This window comes from Aeromonas sp. 96A (genome assembly GCF_051919165.1).
In the GTDB taxonomy this organism is placed as follows: domain Bacteria; phylum Pseudomonadota; class Gammaproteobacteria; order Enterobacterales; family Aeromonadaceae; genus Aeromonas; species Aeromonas veronii.
Genome location: NZ_JBQBFE010000001.1, coordinates 4380037 through 4396524, shown reverse-complemented (window position 1 = coordinate 4396524; position 16488 = coordinate 4380037). Strand labels below are relative to the sequence as shown.

Genomic DNA, 16488 nt, shown 5'->3' with positions numbered 1-16488 from the left:
CGCGACGGGCAGGATGAAGAAGCCCCCAACCAGTGAAGGCTTGCAAGGCTCACAACTCAGAACTGGTGTTGCACACCGATGTTGAAAAAGTTCAGGTAGCTGTTGTTGTAGCTACCGGACAAGTGCGGGCGACCGATCCCGTCCTGATCCACTGGCATATCTCCCAGCCAGGCCAGGGTATAGCTGGCTTCCACCTTGGTGGCTGGGCTCAACTGATAGCTGGCCCCCAGACCCCAGCGCCAACCAGAACCCACTGGAAGCATCACAGTACGGTACTCATCACTCACGGCACTACTGTCATAGCCTATTCCGCTGCTCAAACGCAGTGCTGGGGTGACATCAACCTGTGCCCCCAGGCTGGCATGCCATGTATCCTTGTAATTCATATCAATGGTTTGGCTGCCCATGGCAGATGCCACACCGATATCGCCAAAACGGGACCACTGCTGCCAGTTGGCACTGGCCAGCAAGGCCCACTGGTCGTTGAGCTGGTGATAGCCACTTAGCGTAATGGTCTGCGGAATCATGATCTCGACCCCTAGACCTGCCACATCAGCACGTGGGAAGAGCTGATCTTCCAGCTCCCACTTCAGTTCGGAGAAGTAGCTCAAGCCGATACGGGAGTGCTGATCCAGCTCGTAAAGTACCCCGAAGGAGGCGCCATACGCCCAGTCGCTGTTGGAGAATTCCCGCCCTTCCCCCATCCCAGACGTCAAATCCACAGAGGCTTCCAGCGAACCATTCATGGCGATCAGGCTGGCTCCCACTGACCAATTTGAGTCAATGCGGTACGCCAGACTCGGAGCAAAGGCGATGCCGGTCAGCTTGGCCGACTGGGTATAACCACGACCATCCCAGCCATCGCCATAATCGATACCCAGACCGTGACTGCCAAAGACGCCGATACCTGCGACCCATTGATCGTCGATGGCATGAGTCAGATAGAGACTGCCGAGCGGCGCGGTCTGCAGGGCATTTCCACCGTTGTTACTGCCGTTGTCCAGATCCAGCTCAAGGTCGCCGTATACCACACCGCCATTGACCTGCAACTGGGTACCTTCCAGTTTGGTCATACCGGCCGGGTTGCTTGCGATAGTATCTGCCCCTTGGGCACGGGCGGCAGACCCTGCGTTGGCCAGCGCACTGTTGGCAGTGCTGTTCTCGTAGAGGGCAAGGCCGCCAGCCATGACTGAGGGACTCAGCAAAGCGGCAAGCATCAGCGACAGCAGTCGTGGCTGCATTTCAATACTCCTGAATAGTGAACATGGTGAGCACCCGGCAAGATGTGCTGCTCAAAAACACGGTTTGACTCTTTGATTGTCAGCATCCGGGAAACCTGCGGCTTTATACTGCTCGCTCATGGCGTCACGGGATGGATAAGGTCGGCAAGCACTCCTGCCGCAGTCATTTATGCCGGAGCACAAGAGTGAACTATCACGCCATAGTGGTAACTGACAGGGGCATCCTAACGGGATGAGGGGCGTGCTTCATTAGGGTTGGGCATACGCAATGGTTAAGCATTGCTTAAATATCAGCCCCAACACAGCACCTCTATTACATCACCGGCGCCATTGACCTTCACCTCGTGGCAAGGTTTACAGTCCCGCCATCTGCTCCCTAAGGATGCCCGGATTGTCACTCACCCAGCTTGCTGCAAGATTGCCCTGCGTTGCTCTGGCCCGGCTATTGCTGGCGCTGCTGCTCGTCTGCAATCTGACCCTCTGCATCAGCTGGCATGGTTCTCCCCTCTCCTCCGAGACAACCCAAAGCAGCCCCCTGTCGATGGTGATGTTCGATTCATCCATGGCGATGGCGGATGGCAAGAGCTCTCATGCAATGGCCGCCATGGAGCCCCCGGGCGATGGTATGACACTCTCTTGCCATCAGGGGGACGAGGGGTCAGCCATGGGCGATGAGTGCCAGATGCAGACAGGCATCAATGCCCCCTCCTTCGGCGCGATGGCTCTGCTGGGTGTGCTGGTCGCCATGCTGATCTTCCCCCTGCTGCTTGGCAGCAACTTCGCAACTGCACGGCTTGATAACTGGTTGCGGGATCCCTTCCTGCGATCACGCGGTACTCACCCTCCCTCCTGGCCGCGCCGACATCTGATGCTGTCGGTGTTACGCCACTAGAAAGTCCTTCTCTTGCGGCACAGGCAAGCTTCAACTTGCCCGTTCTCTGCCGCCTTGCCTGACCCTGTGCCCCGGCCAAACCGGTCCGCTCACAGGGAGCCGTGCGCACTGATACAGCTGCGCCCCGTTTGCCGCCAGCCCCTTTGGTGATGCCTTGCACCTCACCCGACCGGCGGCCTGCAAAAGAGAAGACGTATTATGTCACCAGCCCACTTTTCACCGTCCAAGGTTGCTGCCTTTGCGGGCGCATTACCCTCCTGCACTTTCTGCATGCAGATCCGCGCCGGAGACCAGTCATGAACAAGACCGTCCTGATGTCGGCCCTGCTACTTGCCCTTGGAGCTGGTGGCGGCTACTGGGCCGCCAAACAGACCTCCGATGGCGCAAGCGCCAAAGAGAAGACGCCCCTTTACTGGGTCAATCCCATGGATCCCCGCGACAAGCGCGACGGCCCGGCCAAGGACAACATGGGGATGGACTTTATCCCCGTCTATGAGGAACAAAAAAACGGCTCGCCGGGCACAGTCACCATCAGCCCCGAGATCCAGCAGAACCTGGGGGTGCGACTGGCTAAGGTCGAGCGACTGCCTATCCACCAGCAGATCGAGACGGTGGGCTATGTCGGCTATGACGAGGACAGGCTGGAGGCAGTCAACGCCCGCATGGCAGGCTGGATCCGCACCCTCGCCATCAAGAGCGAGGGGCAGCAGGTGAGCAAGGGGAGCCTTATTTACGAGCTCTACGCGCCGGATCTGGTCAACGCCCAGCACGAATACCTGCTGGCACTCAACACGGCCAACCCACTGCTGCTGCGCGCTGCCGAGGGCAAGCTCAAGTCCCTGCAGGTACCGGCAGATCAAATCTCAGCCCTCAAGCGCACCCGTCAGGTGCGCGAAACCATCAGCATTTACGCCCCCAGCAGCGGTTATGTCTCCGAGCTCAAGGTGCGCGAGGGCCAGTATGTTGAGCCCGCTGCGGCGCTCTTTAACATCAGCACCCTCCAGCAGGTATGGGTCAGTGCCGAGGTGTTCGAACGCCAAGCCGCCCAGCTGAAGGTGGGGGATCCGGTCACCATGACTCTCGACTATGCCCCCGGTCGCAGTTGGCAAGGTAAGGTGGATTACCTCTACCCGACACTGGACGCAGCTACCCGCACCCTCAAGGTGCGGCTGCGCTTTGACAACCCGGACGAGTTTTTGAAACCCAATATGTTTGCCAAGGTGAGCATTCGCACCGGGCAGGGAGAGCCGCAATTGGTGGTGCCGAGCGAAGCGGTGATCCGCACCGGCAGTCAGGATCGGCTGGTGCTGGCGTTGGGGGATGGCAACTTCAAGTCGGTCGCCGTCACTCTCGGCCCCCAGTTTGGCGACAAGGTTGCCATCAAGGCAGGGGTAGAGGCTGGGGATAACATCGTCAGCTCGGCCCAGTTCCTGCTCGACTCCGAGTCTGCCATCGATTCGGACTTCCAGCGTATGACGGCGGTGCGCCCCGCCCAGGTGTGGACCCAGGGCGAGGTTGAAAGCATCGATCTGGCCAAACGTACCCTGATGGTCTCCCACCAGCCCATCCCCGAGTGGCAGTGGCCCGCCATGGAGATGGAGTTCACCGTCGCCGACGGGGTCGATATCAGCAAGCTGGTCGAGGGGCAGAACCTGCACCTGCAGGTGATGCAGGAGGGGGATGAGTACCGCATCACCAACATCCATCAGGAGAAGGCCCCGACCAGCGGCCACGCTCTGGAGCAGGCAAAAGATGAGATGGAAGGGATGGGCCATAGCCAGCACAATATGGGAGCCAAGCCATGATCCCCTCGATTATTCGCTGGTCGGTGGGCAACCGCTTTCTGGTGCTGTTATTGACCCTCATGCTCACCGCCTGGGGGCTCTGGTCGGTCAAACAGACCCCGGTGGATGCCCTGCCGGATCTCTCCGATGTGCAGGTGATCATCAAAACCTCCTATCCGGGCCAGGCGCCCCAGGTGGTGGAGGATCAGGTCACCTACCCGCTCACCACCGCCATGCTGGCGGTACCGGGGGCCACTACGGTGCGCGGCTACTCCTTCTTCGGCGACTCCTTCGTCTATGTGCTGTTTGACGACAACACCGACCTCTACTGGGCCCGAGCCCGGGTGCTGGAGTATTTGAGTCAGGTGGCCCCCAACCTGCCCGCCTCCGCCCGCCCCCAGCTCGGCCCGGACGCCACCGGGGTGGGCTGGGTCTATCAGTACGCGCTGGTGGACAAAACCGGCAAGCATGACCTCAGCCAGCTCACCTCCCTGCAAAACTGGTTCCTCAAGTACGAGTTGCAGACGGTGGAGGGGGTCTCCGAAGTTGCCACAGTCGGCGGCATGGTGCGCCAGTATCAGGTGCGGGTCGATCCGGACAAGCTGCGCGCCTACGGCATTCCGCTCTCCCTTATCGAGACCGCCATCAAACAGGGCAATCAGGAGACAGGTGCCTCCGTCATCGAGATGGCGGAAGCGGAGTACATGGTGCGCTCCAACGGCTATCTGAAAAGCGTCGAGGATCTGAAGCAGATCCCGCTCGGCACCACGGTACGCGGCGCCCCGCTGCTGCTGGGGGATGTGGCAGATGTGGTCACCGGTCCCCAGATGCGGCGCGGCATTGCCGAGCTCAACGGCGAAGGGGAAGTGGTGGGCGGCATCATCGTCATGCGCTATGGCGAGAATGCCCAGCACACCATAGACGGGGTCAAGGCGCGGCTGGCGGAGCTGAAAAGTAGCCTGCCGGAAGGAGTAGAGATCGTCACCGTCTATGATCGCTCCGACCTTATCCAGCGCGCCATCGACAACCTCTCCGGCAAGCTGGTGGAGGAGTTCGCCGTGGTGGTGCTGGTGTGTCTGGCCTTCCTGTTCCACCTGCGCTCGTCGCTAGTGGTGGTCATCACCCTGCCCATCGCCATTCTGGTGGCCTTTATCGTCATGCACCTGCAGGGGATCAACGCCAACATCATGTCGCTCGGGGGCATCGCCATCGCCATCGGCGCCATGGTGGATGGCGCCATCGTGATGATCGAGAACGTCCACAAACACATGGAGCGGGAAGCGCTCACCGACAAGAACCGCTGGCGCATCATCACCGAGGCGAGCATCGAGGTGGGACCCGCCATCTTCTTCTCCCTGCTGATCATCACCATCAGCTTCCTGCCGGTGTTCGCGCTGGAGGCACAGGAGGGGCGGATGTTCCATCCGCTGGCCTACACCAAGACCTACGCCATGGCCGCCGCTGCCGCGCTAGCCATCACGCTGGTGCCGGTGATCATGGGTTACTTCATCCGTGGCAAGGTGCTGGCGGAGCAGGCCAACCCACTGAACCGTGGCTTAAGCCAGGGCTATGTGCCGCTGCTCAAAGCCGTGCTGGCCCGTCCGAAAACCACTCTGGCTGTCGCCGCCGTGGTCACGGTGGCGGGCTTCTGGCCGCTCAAGTACCTGGGCTCCGAGTTCATTCCGCCGCTGGACGAGGGGGACATCATGTATATGCCCACCACCGCAGCCAATATCTCGGTGGGCAAGGCGCGGGAGATTTTGCAGCAGACCGACAAGCTCATTCGTACCGTACCCGAGGTGCAGAACGTGTTCGGCAAGGCGGGGCGCGCCGAAACCGCCACCGACCCTGCCGATCTGGTGATGATGGAGACCAGCATCCAGCTCAAGCCCCGGGATCAGTGGCGCCCCGGCATGACCCCGGAGAAGCTGAAAGAGGAGCTCGACTCCCTCATCCGCTTCCCCGGCCTCACCAACGCCTGGGTGCCCCCCATCAAGACCCGCATCGACATGCTTGCCACCGGTATCAAGACCCCGGTCGGCATCAAGATAGCGGGGCCGGATCTCAAGGTGATCCAGCAACTCGGCCAACAGCTCGAACAGATCGTTGGCAAGGTGGAGGGCGCCTCATCGGTCTACGCCGAGCGGGTGGCGGGTGGCCGCTACGTCAAGGTAGATATCGACCGGCTCAAAGCGGCCCGCTATGGCCTCAACATCGCCGATGTACAGGCGGTGCTCGCCACCGCAGTGGGCGGCATGGAGGTGGGCCAAACCATCGAGGGGCGCGAACGCTATCCCATCAACCTGCGCTACCCCCAGAGCTATCGCGATTCTGTAGCCAGCTTGGAGCTGCTGCCGGTGGTCACGCCAAGTGGCGCTCGCATCGCGCTGGCGGATGTAGCCCAGGTCTACATCAGCGATGAAGCCCCCATGCTGCGCAGTGAAAACGCGCGGCTCAACGGCTGGGTCTACGTCGATATTCGCGGCCGCGATATCGGCTCCTTCGTCGATGAGGCCAAGGCCGAGGTGAACAAACAGCTGGTGCTGCCGGCAGGCTACGCCCTCACCTGGTCTGGCCAATACGAGTACATGGAACGGGCCAAGGCGCGCCTCGCCTACGTGGTGCCGCTGACGGTCGCCATTATCGTGCTGCTGCTCTATCTGGCGTTTCGCCGCATTCAGGAGGTGCTGCTCATTCTCACCACCTTGCCGCTGGCTGTGGTGGGGGGGATCTGGACCCTCTGGCTGCTCGACTTCAACCTCTCGGTGGCAGTCGGGGTGGGCTTTATCGCCCTGGCCGGGGTGGCGGTGGAAACCGGCGTCTTGATGCTGGTCTACCTCAACCACGCCTGGGACGATCTCGTTGCCAGCGGCAAGCCGGACAAGGCGGGGCTGCACCGGGCGGTGATCCACGGCGCCGCCCTGCGCCTGCGCCCCAAGATGATGACGGTGGTCACCATCATCGCCGGCCTCTTGCCCATCATGTGGAGCCACGGTACCGGATCCGAAGTGATGCAGCGCATCGCCGCCCCCATGATCGGCGGCATGGTGAGCGCGCTGGTGCTGACCCTCTTGGTGCTGCCAGCGGCCTATTACCTGTGGCGCAGTCGCAGCCTTGGCAAGGGCGCGAACCCGCAATCCGAATAACCCGATTTCACGATCCATATTGACTGAACGATGAGGAAACCATCATGAACTACAAGACGCTGACCCTGACATTGCTGCTTGGCCTTGCCACCCAGACCAACCTGCAAGCCGAAGAGATGATGCACCATGAAGGGCACGAGATGAGCCAGACGGGTGAGATGAGCGAACAGGCCGCAATGGTGATGACCAAGGGGGTCATTACCCGCCTCGATGAGGGGAGCGGCAAGGTCGGCATCAAGCACGAGGCGATCGAGAATCTCAAGATGCCCGCCATGACCATGGTCTTTCGAGTGGCAGATCCGGCCCAGCTCAAGGGGCTCAAGGTGGGGGATGCCATCCACTTTCATGCCGAAAGCCAGAGCGGCAAGCTCACAGTGACAGCCATCCAGCCGCAATAAACGGCTCTGGCTCGCCGAAGAGGTCACGATAGACAGTGACAACGCAAGAGGGAGGCATCAGCCTCCCTCTTCTTTTGATCAACCTGTTCGTGTGGTCAACCTCTGGCGCGCGATAGCACTCAGCTGCGGGTTGCCAGCAACTGCTCCACATCCTCGATCACCTTGAGAGCCGCCTGTGGGCCGCCGCTGGAGGTCCAGAGCGACCCGTCCACGGCGCCAAAGCGCTTGGCCTTGATCACCGGCAGTTGCTGGAACGCCGGGGTCTGCTCCGCCTGACGCATGGCATCCACCGCATCACCGCTGGCGCTCAGAGTGCCTACCACCAGCCAGTCAGCATCCAGCAGGTTGAGGGACTCCAGACTGAGCGCCGGTGAGTGGGGGGCGCCAGTGCCCTGCTGCTTGCTTGGGCGTACCAGCCCCATCGACTCCACTACGCTGCTGGCAAAGGTTCCCTGATACATGAAGCTCGGCCCCTTGGGATTCCAGCGCACTATGCTGATGCTCTCCCCCTGATGCTTGGCCAGCTTGCTGCGGGCCTGAGTCAACCGCTCGGCATACTGCAGCAAGAAAGTATCAGCTTGCTGGTCGCGGTTGAGGGTGTGGGCGGTGCGGCGGAAGCTATCCTGCCACGGCTCCCCCCACTTGCTGGTCACCACGGTCGGCGCGATCTCCCCCAGCAAAGTCAGCAGCTCGGGACGGGTCTGGCCGGTCAGGATAAGGTCGGGCTCCAGCGCAATCAGCGACTCCAGATTGGGGCTGTCGAGATCGCCGATCACCTGGATCCCCATGCCCGCCTTGTTCAGCAAATAGCGGGGCAAGGTGGGTTGACCACGGCCATTGACGGCGCCGATGGGGGTCAGCCCCAGAGTCAGGGTGCTGTCGAGTTCGAGCTCGCTCAGCACCACCACCCGCGTTGGCTGGACTGGCACCTGCACCTTCTGGCCAAACGCATCAGTCACTTCACGCATCTCCTGCGCCTGAACCAGCGGCGCGGCCAGCATCAGGATGGCTGCTGCCAGGGCGGCAAAACGCTTCATCATCTCACTCCTTCTCGTTGCGCGGCCCGGATAATCGGCCGCGTGGATACACTCGGTGGGCCCACAGAACAGGCCCATATGACTCAACTCGCCGAACGCAGGGCGCGGCCATGTTCGTGGCGACGGGGCACGATAATGGGCGCCCCGTCACCGGGGGCATGCAGAATGTCGACACTGGTCTGGTAGAGCCGGTCGATCAGGGACTTGGTCACCACCTCCCGGGCCGGGCCCATGGCGGCAATGGTCCCCTCGCCGATGGCGATCAACTCGTCACAGTAGCGGGCCGCCATCGCCAGATCGTGGATCACCAGCAGCACGGTTTTGCCTTCGGCGGTGATGCGATGGATCGCCTCCATCACCTCGGTCTGGTGACCGATATCGAGGGCACTGGTGGGCTCGTCGAGCAGCACCATGTCGCTGTCCTGCGCCAGGATCATCGCCAGCCAGGCCCGCTGCGCCTGCCCGCCGGAGAGGGACGCGGCGCTCTGCTGCCAGATGCTTTCAAGCTGCATCCGCTCGCAGGCGCTGCGCACCATGCGGGCATCCTCCTCGCCCCACTGATTGAACCAGCCCTGATGAGGGTGGCGGCCATACTGCACCAGCTGCTCCACCAGAATGCCGGCAGGCAGGGTCGGTCGCTGGGGCAGATAGGCGAGCTCCCGCGCCAGCCCCTTCATGGGGTAGCTGGCAAGCGGCTTGCCTTTGAGCAGGATCTCGCCGCGTTGGGCTTTCATCTGGCCGGATAGCAGCTTGAGCAAGGTCGATTTGCCGCAGCCGTTGGGGCCGACGATCCCCACCAGCTTGCCCCTCGGCACACTGAAGGAGATGTCCCGCAGGATGGGGGTCTGCTGATAGGCGAAGTGGAGGCGATTTACGGTGAGCGTCATCAGTCAGCCCTCTGGCGATCGTTAACAAGAAGAAACAGCAGCAACAGGCCGCCGAGAATGCGGGTCATGATACCGGTCGCCACCTCGTGGGGGCTGGCCAGCACCCGAACCAGGGTATCGCTGGCAAGCAGCAGCAGGGCGCCGCTAAGCGCCGCCAGCCAGAGCGGCACCACCCGGTCCTTCACCAGCCAGGAGGCAAGAATGGGGGCCGCCATGGCGATAAAGACCACGGGGCCGCCGATGGCGGTGCCGAGCGCCGCCACCAGAATGGCCTGGGCCAGAATGCCCAGTTGTACCCGATCGCCGTTGACGCCAAGCCCTCTGGCCATCTCGGGGCCAAAGCGCAGCACCGCCAGCGCGCGGGAGAGGTAGACGATCCACGGGCAGAGCACCAGCAACAGGATGGCGATGGGGGTGATGGTGCTGTAACCCACGGCGATAAAGCTGCCCATATTCCACAGATAGAGAGAGCTCAAATGCAGCAGGGCCTGGGTGGACATCACAAACTGGCCGAGCGCCTCGAACAACTCGGAGAGGCCGATACCGATCACAACGAACAGATAGCCCTGCTCGCCCGGTTTGCGGCAGAGGGCATAGAGCACCAGCGCCGCGAAGATGGCGCCGATGGGGGCCGCCCACCAGGGCCAGCCGCCCACGGTCAGGTAGAGGGAGAAGACGATGATGGCCAGAGAGGCGCCGTTGTTGACCCCCACCATGTCGGGTGTGGCCAGCCGGTTGCGAACCAGAGTCTGCACCAGACAGCCGGAGAGCCCCATGGCCGCCCCCGCCACCACCACCCCAAGGATGCGCGGCAGCCGGATCTTGAACAGGGTGAGCTGCTCAAGCCGCGTCCCCTCCCCCAGCAGGGTGTTGATCACCCCGGCAAAGCCGAGCTTGCCGCCGCCAACGCTCAGGGCCAGCAGAGCAAGCGCCAGCAGCGCCATGGCGAGCAGCGCCAGCCAGCGCCAGCTCGGCAGATGGATCAGCAAAGAGCGGTTGCCGGCCCGCAGGCAGAGCATATCGGTAGGTGTACGCATCAGCCCCTCACTTGACGGTCAGCAGGGTACGAAAGCCCCCGCGGTGAACGATGGCGATCAGCACAGGTGCACCGATCAGGGCCAGAATGACCCCGTTGGGCAGCTCGAACGGCTGGATCAGCCAACGCGCCAGAATGTCGGCCAACAGCAGAAACAGCATGCCGAACAGGGCGGAGAAACAGACCTGCACCGACAGCTTCACCGGCTCTACCAGTCGGCCACAGTAGGCGGCCAGAAAGCCGACAAAACCGATGGGGCCGGCGATAGCGATGGCACTGGCGGTAAACAGGGTGGCGGCCAACAGCACGCCAATTCGCACCCGGTTTGGGCGGATCCCCAGCGCCTGGGCCTGACTGTCACCCATCTGCATCAGGGTTAGCTGGCGACAAAGCAGCAGGGTGATGACAAACGCCGCCAGCACGAAGGGCAGTACGGCAATGATGGCATCGAGATTGGCCGCCGACAGGGAGCCGAGGTTCCAGAAGCGGTACTGCTCCAGCACCATCTTGTTGGAGAGCAGCAGAAAGCTGGAGAGACCGCCGAAGGTGGCGGAGAGCGCCACCCCGACCAGAATCAGCTTGAGGGGGTTGGAGCGGCCAATCATCATGCCGAGTCCCAGCACAATAACGTTACCAAGCAGCGCGCCGAGTCCTGCCCAAAGCAGATAGCCGTAGGCGGACTCCACCCCAAACCAGGTGAGCCCCACCACCAGCGCAAAGACGGCCCCGGCGTTGACCCCGAGCAGGCCGGGCTCCGCCAGCGGATTGCGGGTCGCGCTCTGCAACAAGGAGGCCGCCAGAGATAAAGAGGCGCCGACCACCATGGCGCAGAGGGTGCGCGGCAGTCGCAAGGTATTGAGCACCATGGCGAGCTTCTCGTCACCAGCCCAGCGGGCATCCCCCATCAGGTAGCCGAGCACCTCGCGAGCACCATAAACACCCGCACCGGTGGCGAGCGAGAGAGAAAGCAGTATGAACAGGAGGAATAATCCCAGCCAGAACAGCGAGGTCTGGTCTCTAAACACCCTTTAACTCCTTATGATTGCAATGCCATCTTGTTGACACAAAAGCCGTCATCCGAGGTGATACCGTGGCAACAACGGAAGCCCGCCAGTGCGGGCTCCGCTCAGCCATTACAGCTTGTAGGCCACACCGGCATAGACAGTGCGCCCGTCGAGGATCTGATCGGCCTCGGTGGCAACCCAGTCACGCTTGGTATTGGTCAGGTTGTTGAGTCCGAACTTCAGATCCAGTGCCCGAGTAGCGTTCCAGACTGCCCCGACATCCAGGGTGTGGAATCCGGCGGTGGTCTCATAGGTGGTGCCGCTCATGCGCGGAACCGGCAGGATCTGGCTGCCGGTGTAGTTCCAGCCGAGCTGGGTACTCAGGCTCTCGATGACCTGCCACTCCAGCTTGGCGTTGGCGGTATGCTCCGGCGTCCGATAGAGATCCTTGCCGCTGGTCTTGTCTTCCCCGTCGATCAGGGTGACGTTGCTGGAGAGGGTTAGGTTATCGGTGAGATCAAACCAGCCGCTCAGCTCCACCCCCTTGATGCGGGCCTTGCTGACGTTCTGATAGGTCATCACCGCCGGACGCCAGGTGGAGGTCCATGCCTCGCTCTGGATCTTGTCCTTGATATCGTTGTGGAAGGCGGTAACCCCGGCGCCCCAGAACGAACCATCATAGGCGGTGCCCAGCTCGTAGCTGACGGCGGTTTCCGGTTTCAGATCCGGGTTGCCCACTACGGCGCAGCGACCGCGACAGGCGGCTACCGCATAATCCGGGTTGGACTGGGCAATGGTCGGCGCCTTGAACGCCTTGCCAATGCCGCCCTTGACCACCCAGTTGTCCGTCAGGCTGTAGAGGGCATAACCGCGGGGGCTGAACTCGGTGCCATAGGTCTCGTGGTGATCGACCCGGCCACTCAGGGTCAACGCCAGATCGCCAAAGCCAAACTCATCCTGCAGATAGAGCGCGCTCTGGTTGACGCTGACATCGCCCCCCTTGAGGTTGACGTTATGCTTGAGTTCGGTGATGCGGTACTCGGCACCGCTGGTCAGCAGGTGGCTGCCCAGATTACCGCTCAGCTGGCCATCGAAGGTGTGGTTGGTCTGGCTCACATCGCCGCTGGTCTTGCTCAGCGCCGTCATCAGTTCGGAGTCGTCAAACAGGTCAACCTGCTCGAAGGCATAGCCGACCCGGCTGTCGAACTGATCCCAACGGCCGACGTGGGTGGCGTTGAGTCCCAGTCGTTCCATCTGCTGGATGTTGCGCGGCGTCTGGCCGTAGTTGTTCCAGTGGGCCTCCCGATCGTCTTTGGCGTAGTTCATCCCCACATCCAGATCCTGACGATCGTCGATCAGCCATTTGACGTTGGAGAGGATCCCCAGCTTTTCACGCTGCTCGATGGCATCGGCCTTGGGGTTGATGCTCTGCTCGCTCTGCCAGGCATCTCTGTGGTTCCCTTCCACCACCAGGTTGGCCAGCAGCTTGTTGTCGATCAGTGCCCCGCCCACATAGGCACTCGCCTTGTTGATATCCCCGCCGTGACCATCGGTGGGGTCGCTGAAGGTATAGGTGGCCGCCGCTTCGGTCTTCTCCCCGGGTTGACGCAAGATGACATTGACCACCCCACCCAGCGCATCGGCACCGTAGAGGGAGGAGATAGGGCCACGGATCACTTCGATACGCTCGATGGCCGCCATCGGGATGGCGGAGAGATCGAAATCATTGCCATAACCGGAGGTAAGAGCATCGCGGGAGCTGATACGCCGGCCATTGACCAGCAACAGGGTGTAATCTCCCTCCAGCCCGCGCAACTTGATCTCGCTGCGGCCGTAGCTGGTAGCAGGACTGATATTGACCCCCGGCAACTGTTTCAGAGCGCCGGTCAGATCATTGACATTGAGCTTGTCGAGCTCGGCCCGAGTCACCACAGAGACGCTGGCCGGGGCGGTCAGCTCGCTGTGCCGGGTTTTACTCGCCGTCACCACCATAGTTTCATGAGCGGTGACAGGTGCAGTCCCTTGGGCCAGAACTGGCAGGGCAAAAAGGGACAACACCAGCGGATGCACTGCAAATCGTCGGGATGATGTACGCATCATCAACACTCCACATAAAACAACCAGGGCCAACACCACCGACATCCCTGTCTGACCTCGCCAGACCCGGTGCAAAGTGATGGAGTTCATTGGCATGAACAGTCGTCCATGCCCCATCACCCCGAACATCAGTGCATTACGGCAGGCCCTGCGTTGTGCTATGCCACTCGCAGCCATCAATAACAAAAGCGCCGTACCGACTGACATCGGGACGGCGCAATACTAAATGCAAATCATTTTTATTTGCAAGAGTGAATCAGGTATTCTTTCGCATCCGCTTAATTATCCATCACATCGTGACGGGTCTGGTGATAGGCCTCTTCACTCTTGCCTCGGCGCCAGTACGGCACGGCGTAGATCGACTGGCGATCCACCTCGAGCACGGAGCGAAAATGGCGGCGCAGCGGCAGCACTAGCGCCTCTTCCCCACCCAGCCAGAAGAAGCCACCATCGCGCACCAGCGGCAGAGCAATCACATGCTCCAGCAGGCCACTGGACTCGGGCTCGCCGACAAACCAGTGACAGCGCACCCCGATCGGTAGCGTCAACGGCTGAGTATCGGCCTGATCCGGCACCAGAATCGCAATTTCCCCTCTGGTATCGGCAGGCATCACCTCACACATCGCCATGATGGCGGGCAAGGCGGTGAGATCCCCCACCAGGCAGTAGTGATCGGCCGATTGCAGCATGGGGTTGGGACCACCCGGCCCGGAGAGGATTACCTTCTCTCCCGGCTTGGCATGGGTAGCAAAGGCGCTGGCGGGCCCGCCGTCACCGTGCAGCACGAAGTCGATATCAATTTCCTGCTCATCACGGCGAAACGCGCGGATGGTGTAGGTGCGGATCACCGGCTTGTCAGCCGGGTCACTCCAGCGCGGGCCGCTCGGGGTCATGGCAGGCAGCACCGGCTCTACCTGATGGGGCTGGGCCAGCATCACCTTGATATGGGCCCCACCGCAGGTAAAGGGATAGTCAGCCAACTCGCTGCCACCAAAGGTGATGCGACGCAAATGGGGGGTGATCTGGGTGATGGCTTTGACAGTCAGCAGACGGGGACGATTGGGAGGCAGAGATGGGGACACGATGGGGCTCCTCGTTGAGTGTGTCGCCCATGCTACACGCAAATAGGAATTACTATCAAATAAGATTATTTCTCGTCTAATAGCTACAAGCTGGATTCAAACATCCCCAACCACTGGCGTCCACACCCCAATCCAGACATAGGCTTTATACACGCTAGCTCCATGATTGGGCAAAGAAAGCAGCCGGACAACGCCATAGTTACAAAGGGTTCCATTTGCTTATTTCGACCATAGTTTTTCGAGATCAAATTTTATTTCCCAATAAGTTTCCTATCCTTAGTGAAGCAGTTAATGTAAGCACAGGATGCCAAACAGGATTGTATGATGGATGACCAGATCCTGATTATTGATGATGACGATCTCTCCCTCCCCGACGCACAGCAAGCGGGCTGGAAGGTGATGATTGTTGACGATGAGCCTGAAGTGCATCGCATCACCAAAATCACCTTGAACAAATTCGAGTTTGACAATCGCCCCATCGATTTTCTGCATGCCTATTCCGCGGCACAGGCCAAAGAGTTGCTGGCCACCACCCCGGACGTTGCTCTGTTGCTGCTGGACGTGGTGATGGAGGTCGACCACGCCGGCCTCGATGTCGTCAAATATGTCCGTGAAGATCTGCAAAACAAGATGGTACGCATCGTGTTGCGTACCGGCCAGCCCGGCCAGGCGCCGGAAGATGACGTGGTCACCAACTACGACATCAACGACTACAAGGATAAAACCGAGCTCACCTCCCAGAAGCTGCGTACCCTGCTGCGGGCCAGCCTGCGATCCTATCGGGATATCCGCACCCTGGAGAGTAACCGCCAGGGGCTGGAAAAAGTCATCGAAGCCTCCAAGGGGATCTTTGAGAAACGGGCCTTGCGCCAGTTTGTCGAAGGCGCCCAGGAGCAGCTCAGCGCCCTGCTCCATCTGGGGGAAACCCAGATATACGACGTCAAGCAATACGCCTATGAGGTGAAGGATCAAGTATTGGAGCCCCTGCTCCCCGGCCATCCCGCCATGCTCCTCACGGACGCGCCGGAGATCCTGCGCCAGGCTATGAGCAAGCGCAGCAACGTCTATAACGCCACCCAGATGGTGCTCTACTGCCAGAATCCGCGCCACCACCTGCTGTTCCACATCGAGACCACCCGCCAGCTCAGCCAGATCGATACCAGTCTGCTGACCCTGTTTACCGAAAACATCATAGTGGCGCTGGAGAATATCCGACTCAATGAGGTGATCGCCGACAACCAGCGGGAGATCATCTATCGCATCGGCGAACTGGTCGAAACCCGTTCAAAAGAGTCAGGGCTGCACGTCAAACGGGTCGCGCTCTATACCGAACAATTCTGCCACCTGATGGGCATGAGTGAAGAGCAGAGCGAGCTGGTGAAACGTGCCTCGCCGCTCCATGACATTGGCAAGGTGGGAATTCCCGATGCCATCTTGCACAAGCCGGGCAAGCTGACGCCGGAGGAATGGGAGATTATGAAAACCCACGCCCAGCTCGGACAGGATATGCTCTCCGGCAGCGATCTGGCGCTGTTCCAGATTGGTGCCACCATCGCTGGCAATCACCATGAGAAGTGGAATGGCAGTGGCTATCCCCGTGGTCTGAAAGGGACGGATATTCCGCTGGAGGGGCGGATTGTGGCTCTGGCTGACGTGTTCGATGCCCTGGGTTCGGATCGCTGCTACAAGAAGGCGTGGCCGCTGGACAAGGTGCTGGCCCTGATTGAAGAGGAGAAGGGGCAGCATTTCGACCCCCAGCTGGTCGAGCTGATGATGGCCAATCTGGACAAGTTCCTCGAGATCCGCGAGCAGAACAAGGATGTCTATATCGGCGAACACTGATAGCCAGCTTGTTCTGTTTATGAACTAAAAAAAAACCGCCCT

General features: G+C 60.8%; 12 protein-coding genes. 5 read left to right on the top strand and 7 right to left on the bottom strand.

Annotated elements, in window-relative coordinates; translation table 11 throughout:
* Positions 1–56: 56 nt before the first annotated feature.
* Complete coding sequence (locus ACTG2W_RS20435; RefSeq protein ID WP_106842620.1) at positions 57–1241, bottom strand: OmpP1/FadL family transporter; 1185 nt, start codon at positions 1239–1241, stop codon at positions 57–59.
* 391 nt (positions 1242–1632) lie between these two features.
* On the opposite strand from ACTG2W_RS20435, the gene ACTG2W_RS20430 reads away from it, so the two are divergent.
* The 4 genes from ACTG2W_RS20430 (at position 1633) to ACTG2W_RS20415 (ending at position 7461) form a co-directional block, all read left to right on the top strand.
* Positions 1633–2133, top strand: a complete 501-nt coding sequence (locus ACTG2W_RS20430) for a hypothetical protein (RefSeq protein WP_106842621.1) — start codon at positions 1633–1635, stop codon at positions 2131–2133.
* Between the two features lie 296 nt (positions 2134–2429).
* Positions 2430–3938: an efflux RND transporter periplasmic adaptor subunit gene (locus ACTG2W_RS20425; RefSeq protein ID WP_181281559.1), complete on the top strand. Its 1509-nt coding sequence runs from the start codon at positions 2430–2432 to the stop codon at positions 3936–3938.
* A complete protein-coding gene (locus ACTG2W_RS20420) occupies positions 3935–7063 on the top strand; it encodes an efflux RND transporter permease subunit (protein WP_440016512.1) in 3129 nt (1042 codons plus the stop codon). The genes ACTG2W_RS20425 and ACTG2W_RS20420 overlap by 4 nt, the downstream gene beginning before the upstream one ends.
* A gap of 44 nt (positions 7064–7107) precedes the next feature.
* The gene (locus tag ACTG2W_RS20415) at positions 7108–7461 is read left to right on the top strand and encodes a copper-binding protein (RefSeq protein WP_042656965.1); all 354 of its coding nucleotides are present in this window, start codon (positions 7108–7110) and stop codon (positions 7459–7461) included.
* Between the two features lie 119 nt (positions 7462–7580).
* On the opposite strand, the gene ACTG2W_RS20410 is transcribed toward ACTG2W_RS20415, so the two are convergent.
* The 6 genes from ACTG2W_RS20410 to ACTG2W_RS20385 all read right to left on the bottom strand — a co-directional run bounded on the left by ACTG2W_RS20410 (position 7581) and on the right by ACTG2W_RS20385 (position 14604).
* Positions 7581–8498, bottom strand: coding sequence for an ABC transporter substrate-binding protein (locus tag ACTG2W_RS20410; protein ID WP_106842623.1), 918 nt, complete (start codon positions 8496–8498; stop codon positions 7581–7583).
* Between the two features lie 83 nt (positions 8499–8581).
* Complete coding sequence (locus ACTG2W_RS20405) at positions 8582–9385, bottom strand: ABC transporter ATP-binding protein (protein ID WP_106842624.1); 804 nt, start codon at positions 9383–9385, stop codon at positions 8582–8584.
* On the bottom strand, positions 9385–10422 hold the full coding sequence (locus ACTG2W_RS20400) for a FecCD family ABC transporter permease (protein ID WP_106842625.1): 1038 nt from the start codon (positions 10420–10422) through the stop codon (positions 9385–9387). The genes ACTG2W_RS20405 and ACTG2W_RS20400 overlap by 1 nt, the downstream gene beginning before the upstream one ends.
* 7 nt (positions 10423–10429) lie before the next feature.
* A complete protein-coding gene (locus ACTG2W_RS20395; RefSeq protein WP_064339787.1) occupies positions 10430–11446 on the bottom strand; it encodes a FecCD family ABC transporter permease in 1017 nt (338 codons plus the stop codon).
* Positions 11447–11554: 108 nt separating this feature from the next.
* Positions 11555–13522 (bottom strand): TonB-dependent receptor domain-containing protein, encoded by a 1968-nt coding sequence (locus tag ACTG2W_RS20390; protein WP_106842898.1) that lies wholly within the window; start codon positions 13520–13522, stop codon positions 11555–11557.
* A 278-nt stretch (positions 13523–13800) separates the two neighbouring features.
* On the bottom strand, positions 13801–14604 hold the full coding sequence (locus ACTG2W_RS20385; RefSeq protein WP_106842626.1) for a siderophore-interacting protein: 804 nt from the start codon (positions 14602–14604) through the stop codon (positions 13801–13803).
* A gap of 324 nt (positions 14605–14928) precedes the next feature.
* On the opposite strand from ACTG2W_RS20385, the gene ACTG2W_RS20380 reads away from it, so the two are divergent.
* Positions 14929–16446, top strand: a complete 1518-nt coding sequence (locus tag ACTG2W_RS20380; protein WP_019446605.1) for an HD domain-containing phosphohydrolase — start codon at positions 14929–14931, stop codon at positions 16444–16446.
* Positions 16447–16488 lie beyond the last annotated feature (42 nt).

What these genes read in the sequence shown, in the direction of transcription:
- ACTG2W_RS20435 (WP_106842620.1), bottom strand. Translation starts at nt 1,241, where the DNA reads ATGCAGCCACGACTGCTGTCGCTGATGCTTGCCGCTTTGCTGAGTCCC.
- ACTG2W_RS20425 (WP_181281559.1), top strand. Translation starts at nt 2,430, where the DNA reads ATGAACAAGACCGTCCTGATGTCGGCCCTGCTACTTGCCCTTGGAGCT.
- ACTG2W_RS20420 (WP_440016512.1), top strand. Translation starts at nt 3,935, where the DNA reads ATGATCCCCTCGATTATTCGCTGGTCGGTGGGCAACCGCTTTCTGGTG.
- ACTG2W_RS20415 (WP_042656965.1), top strand. Translation starts at nt 7,108, where the DNA reads ATGAACTACAAGACGCTGACCCTGACATTGCTGCTTGGCCTTGCCACC.
- ACTG2W_RS20410 (WP_106842623.1), bottom strand. Translation starts at nt 8,498, where the DNA reads ATGAAGCGTTTTGCCGCCCTGGCAGCAGCCATCCTGATGCTGGCCGCG.
- ACTG2W_RS20405 (WP_106842624.1), bottom strand. Translation starts at nt 9,385, where the DNA reads ATGACGCTCACCGTAAATCGCCTCCACTTCGCCTATCAGCAGACCCCC.
- ACTG2W_RS20400 (WP_106842625.1), bottom strand. Translation starts at nt 10,422, where the DNA reads ATGCGTACACCTACCGATATGCTCTGCCTGCGGGCCGGCAACCGCTCT.
- ACTG2W_RS20390 (WP_106842898.1), bottom strand. Translation starts at nt 13,522, where the DNA reads ATGCGTACATCATCCCGACGATTTGCAGTGCATCCGCTGGTGTTGTCC.
- ACTG2W_RS20380 (WP_019446605.1), top strand. Translation starts at nt 14,929, where the DNA reads ATGGATGACCAGATCCTGATTATTGATGATGACGATCTCTCCCTCCCC.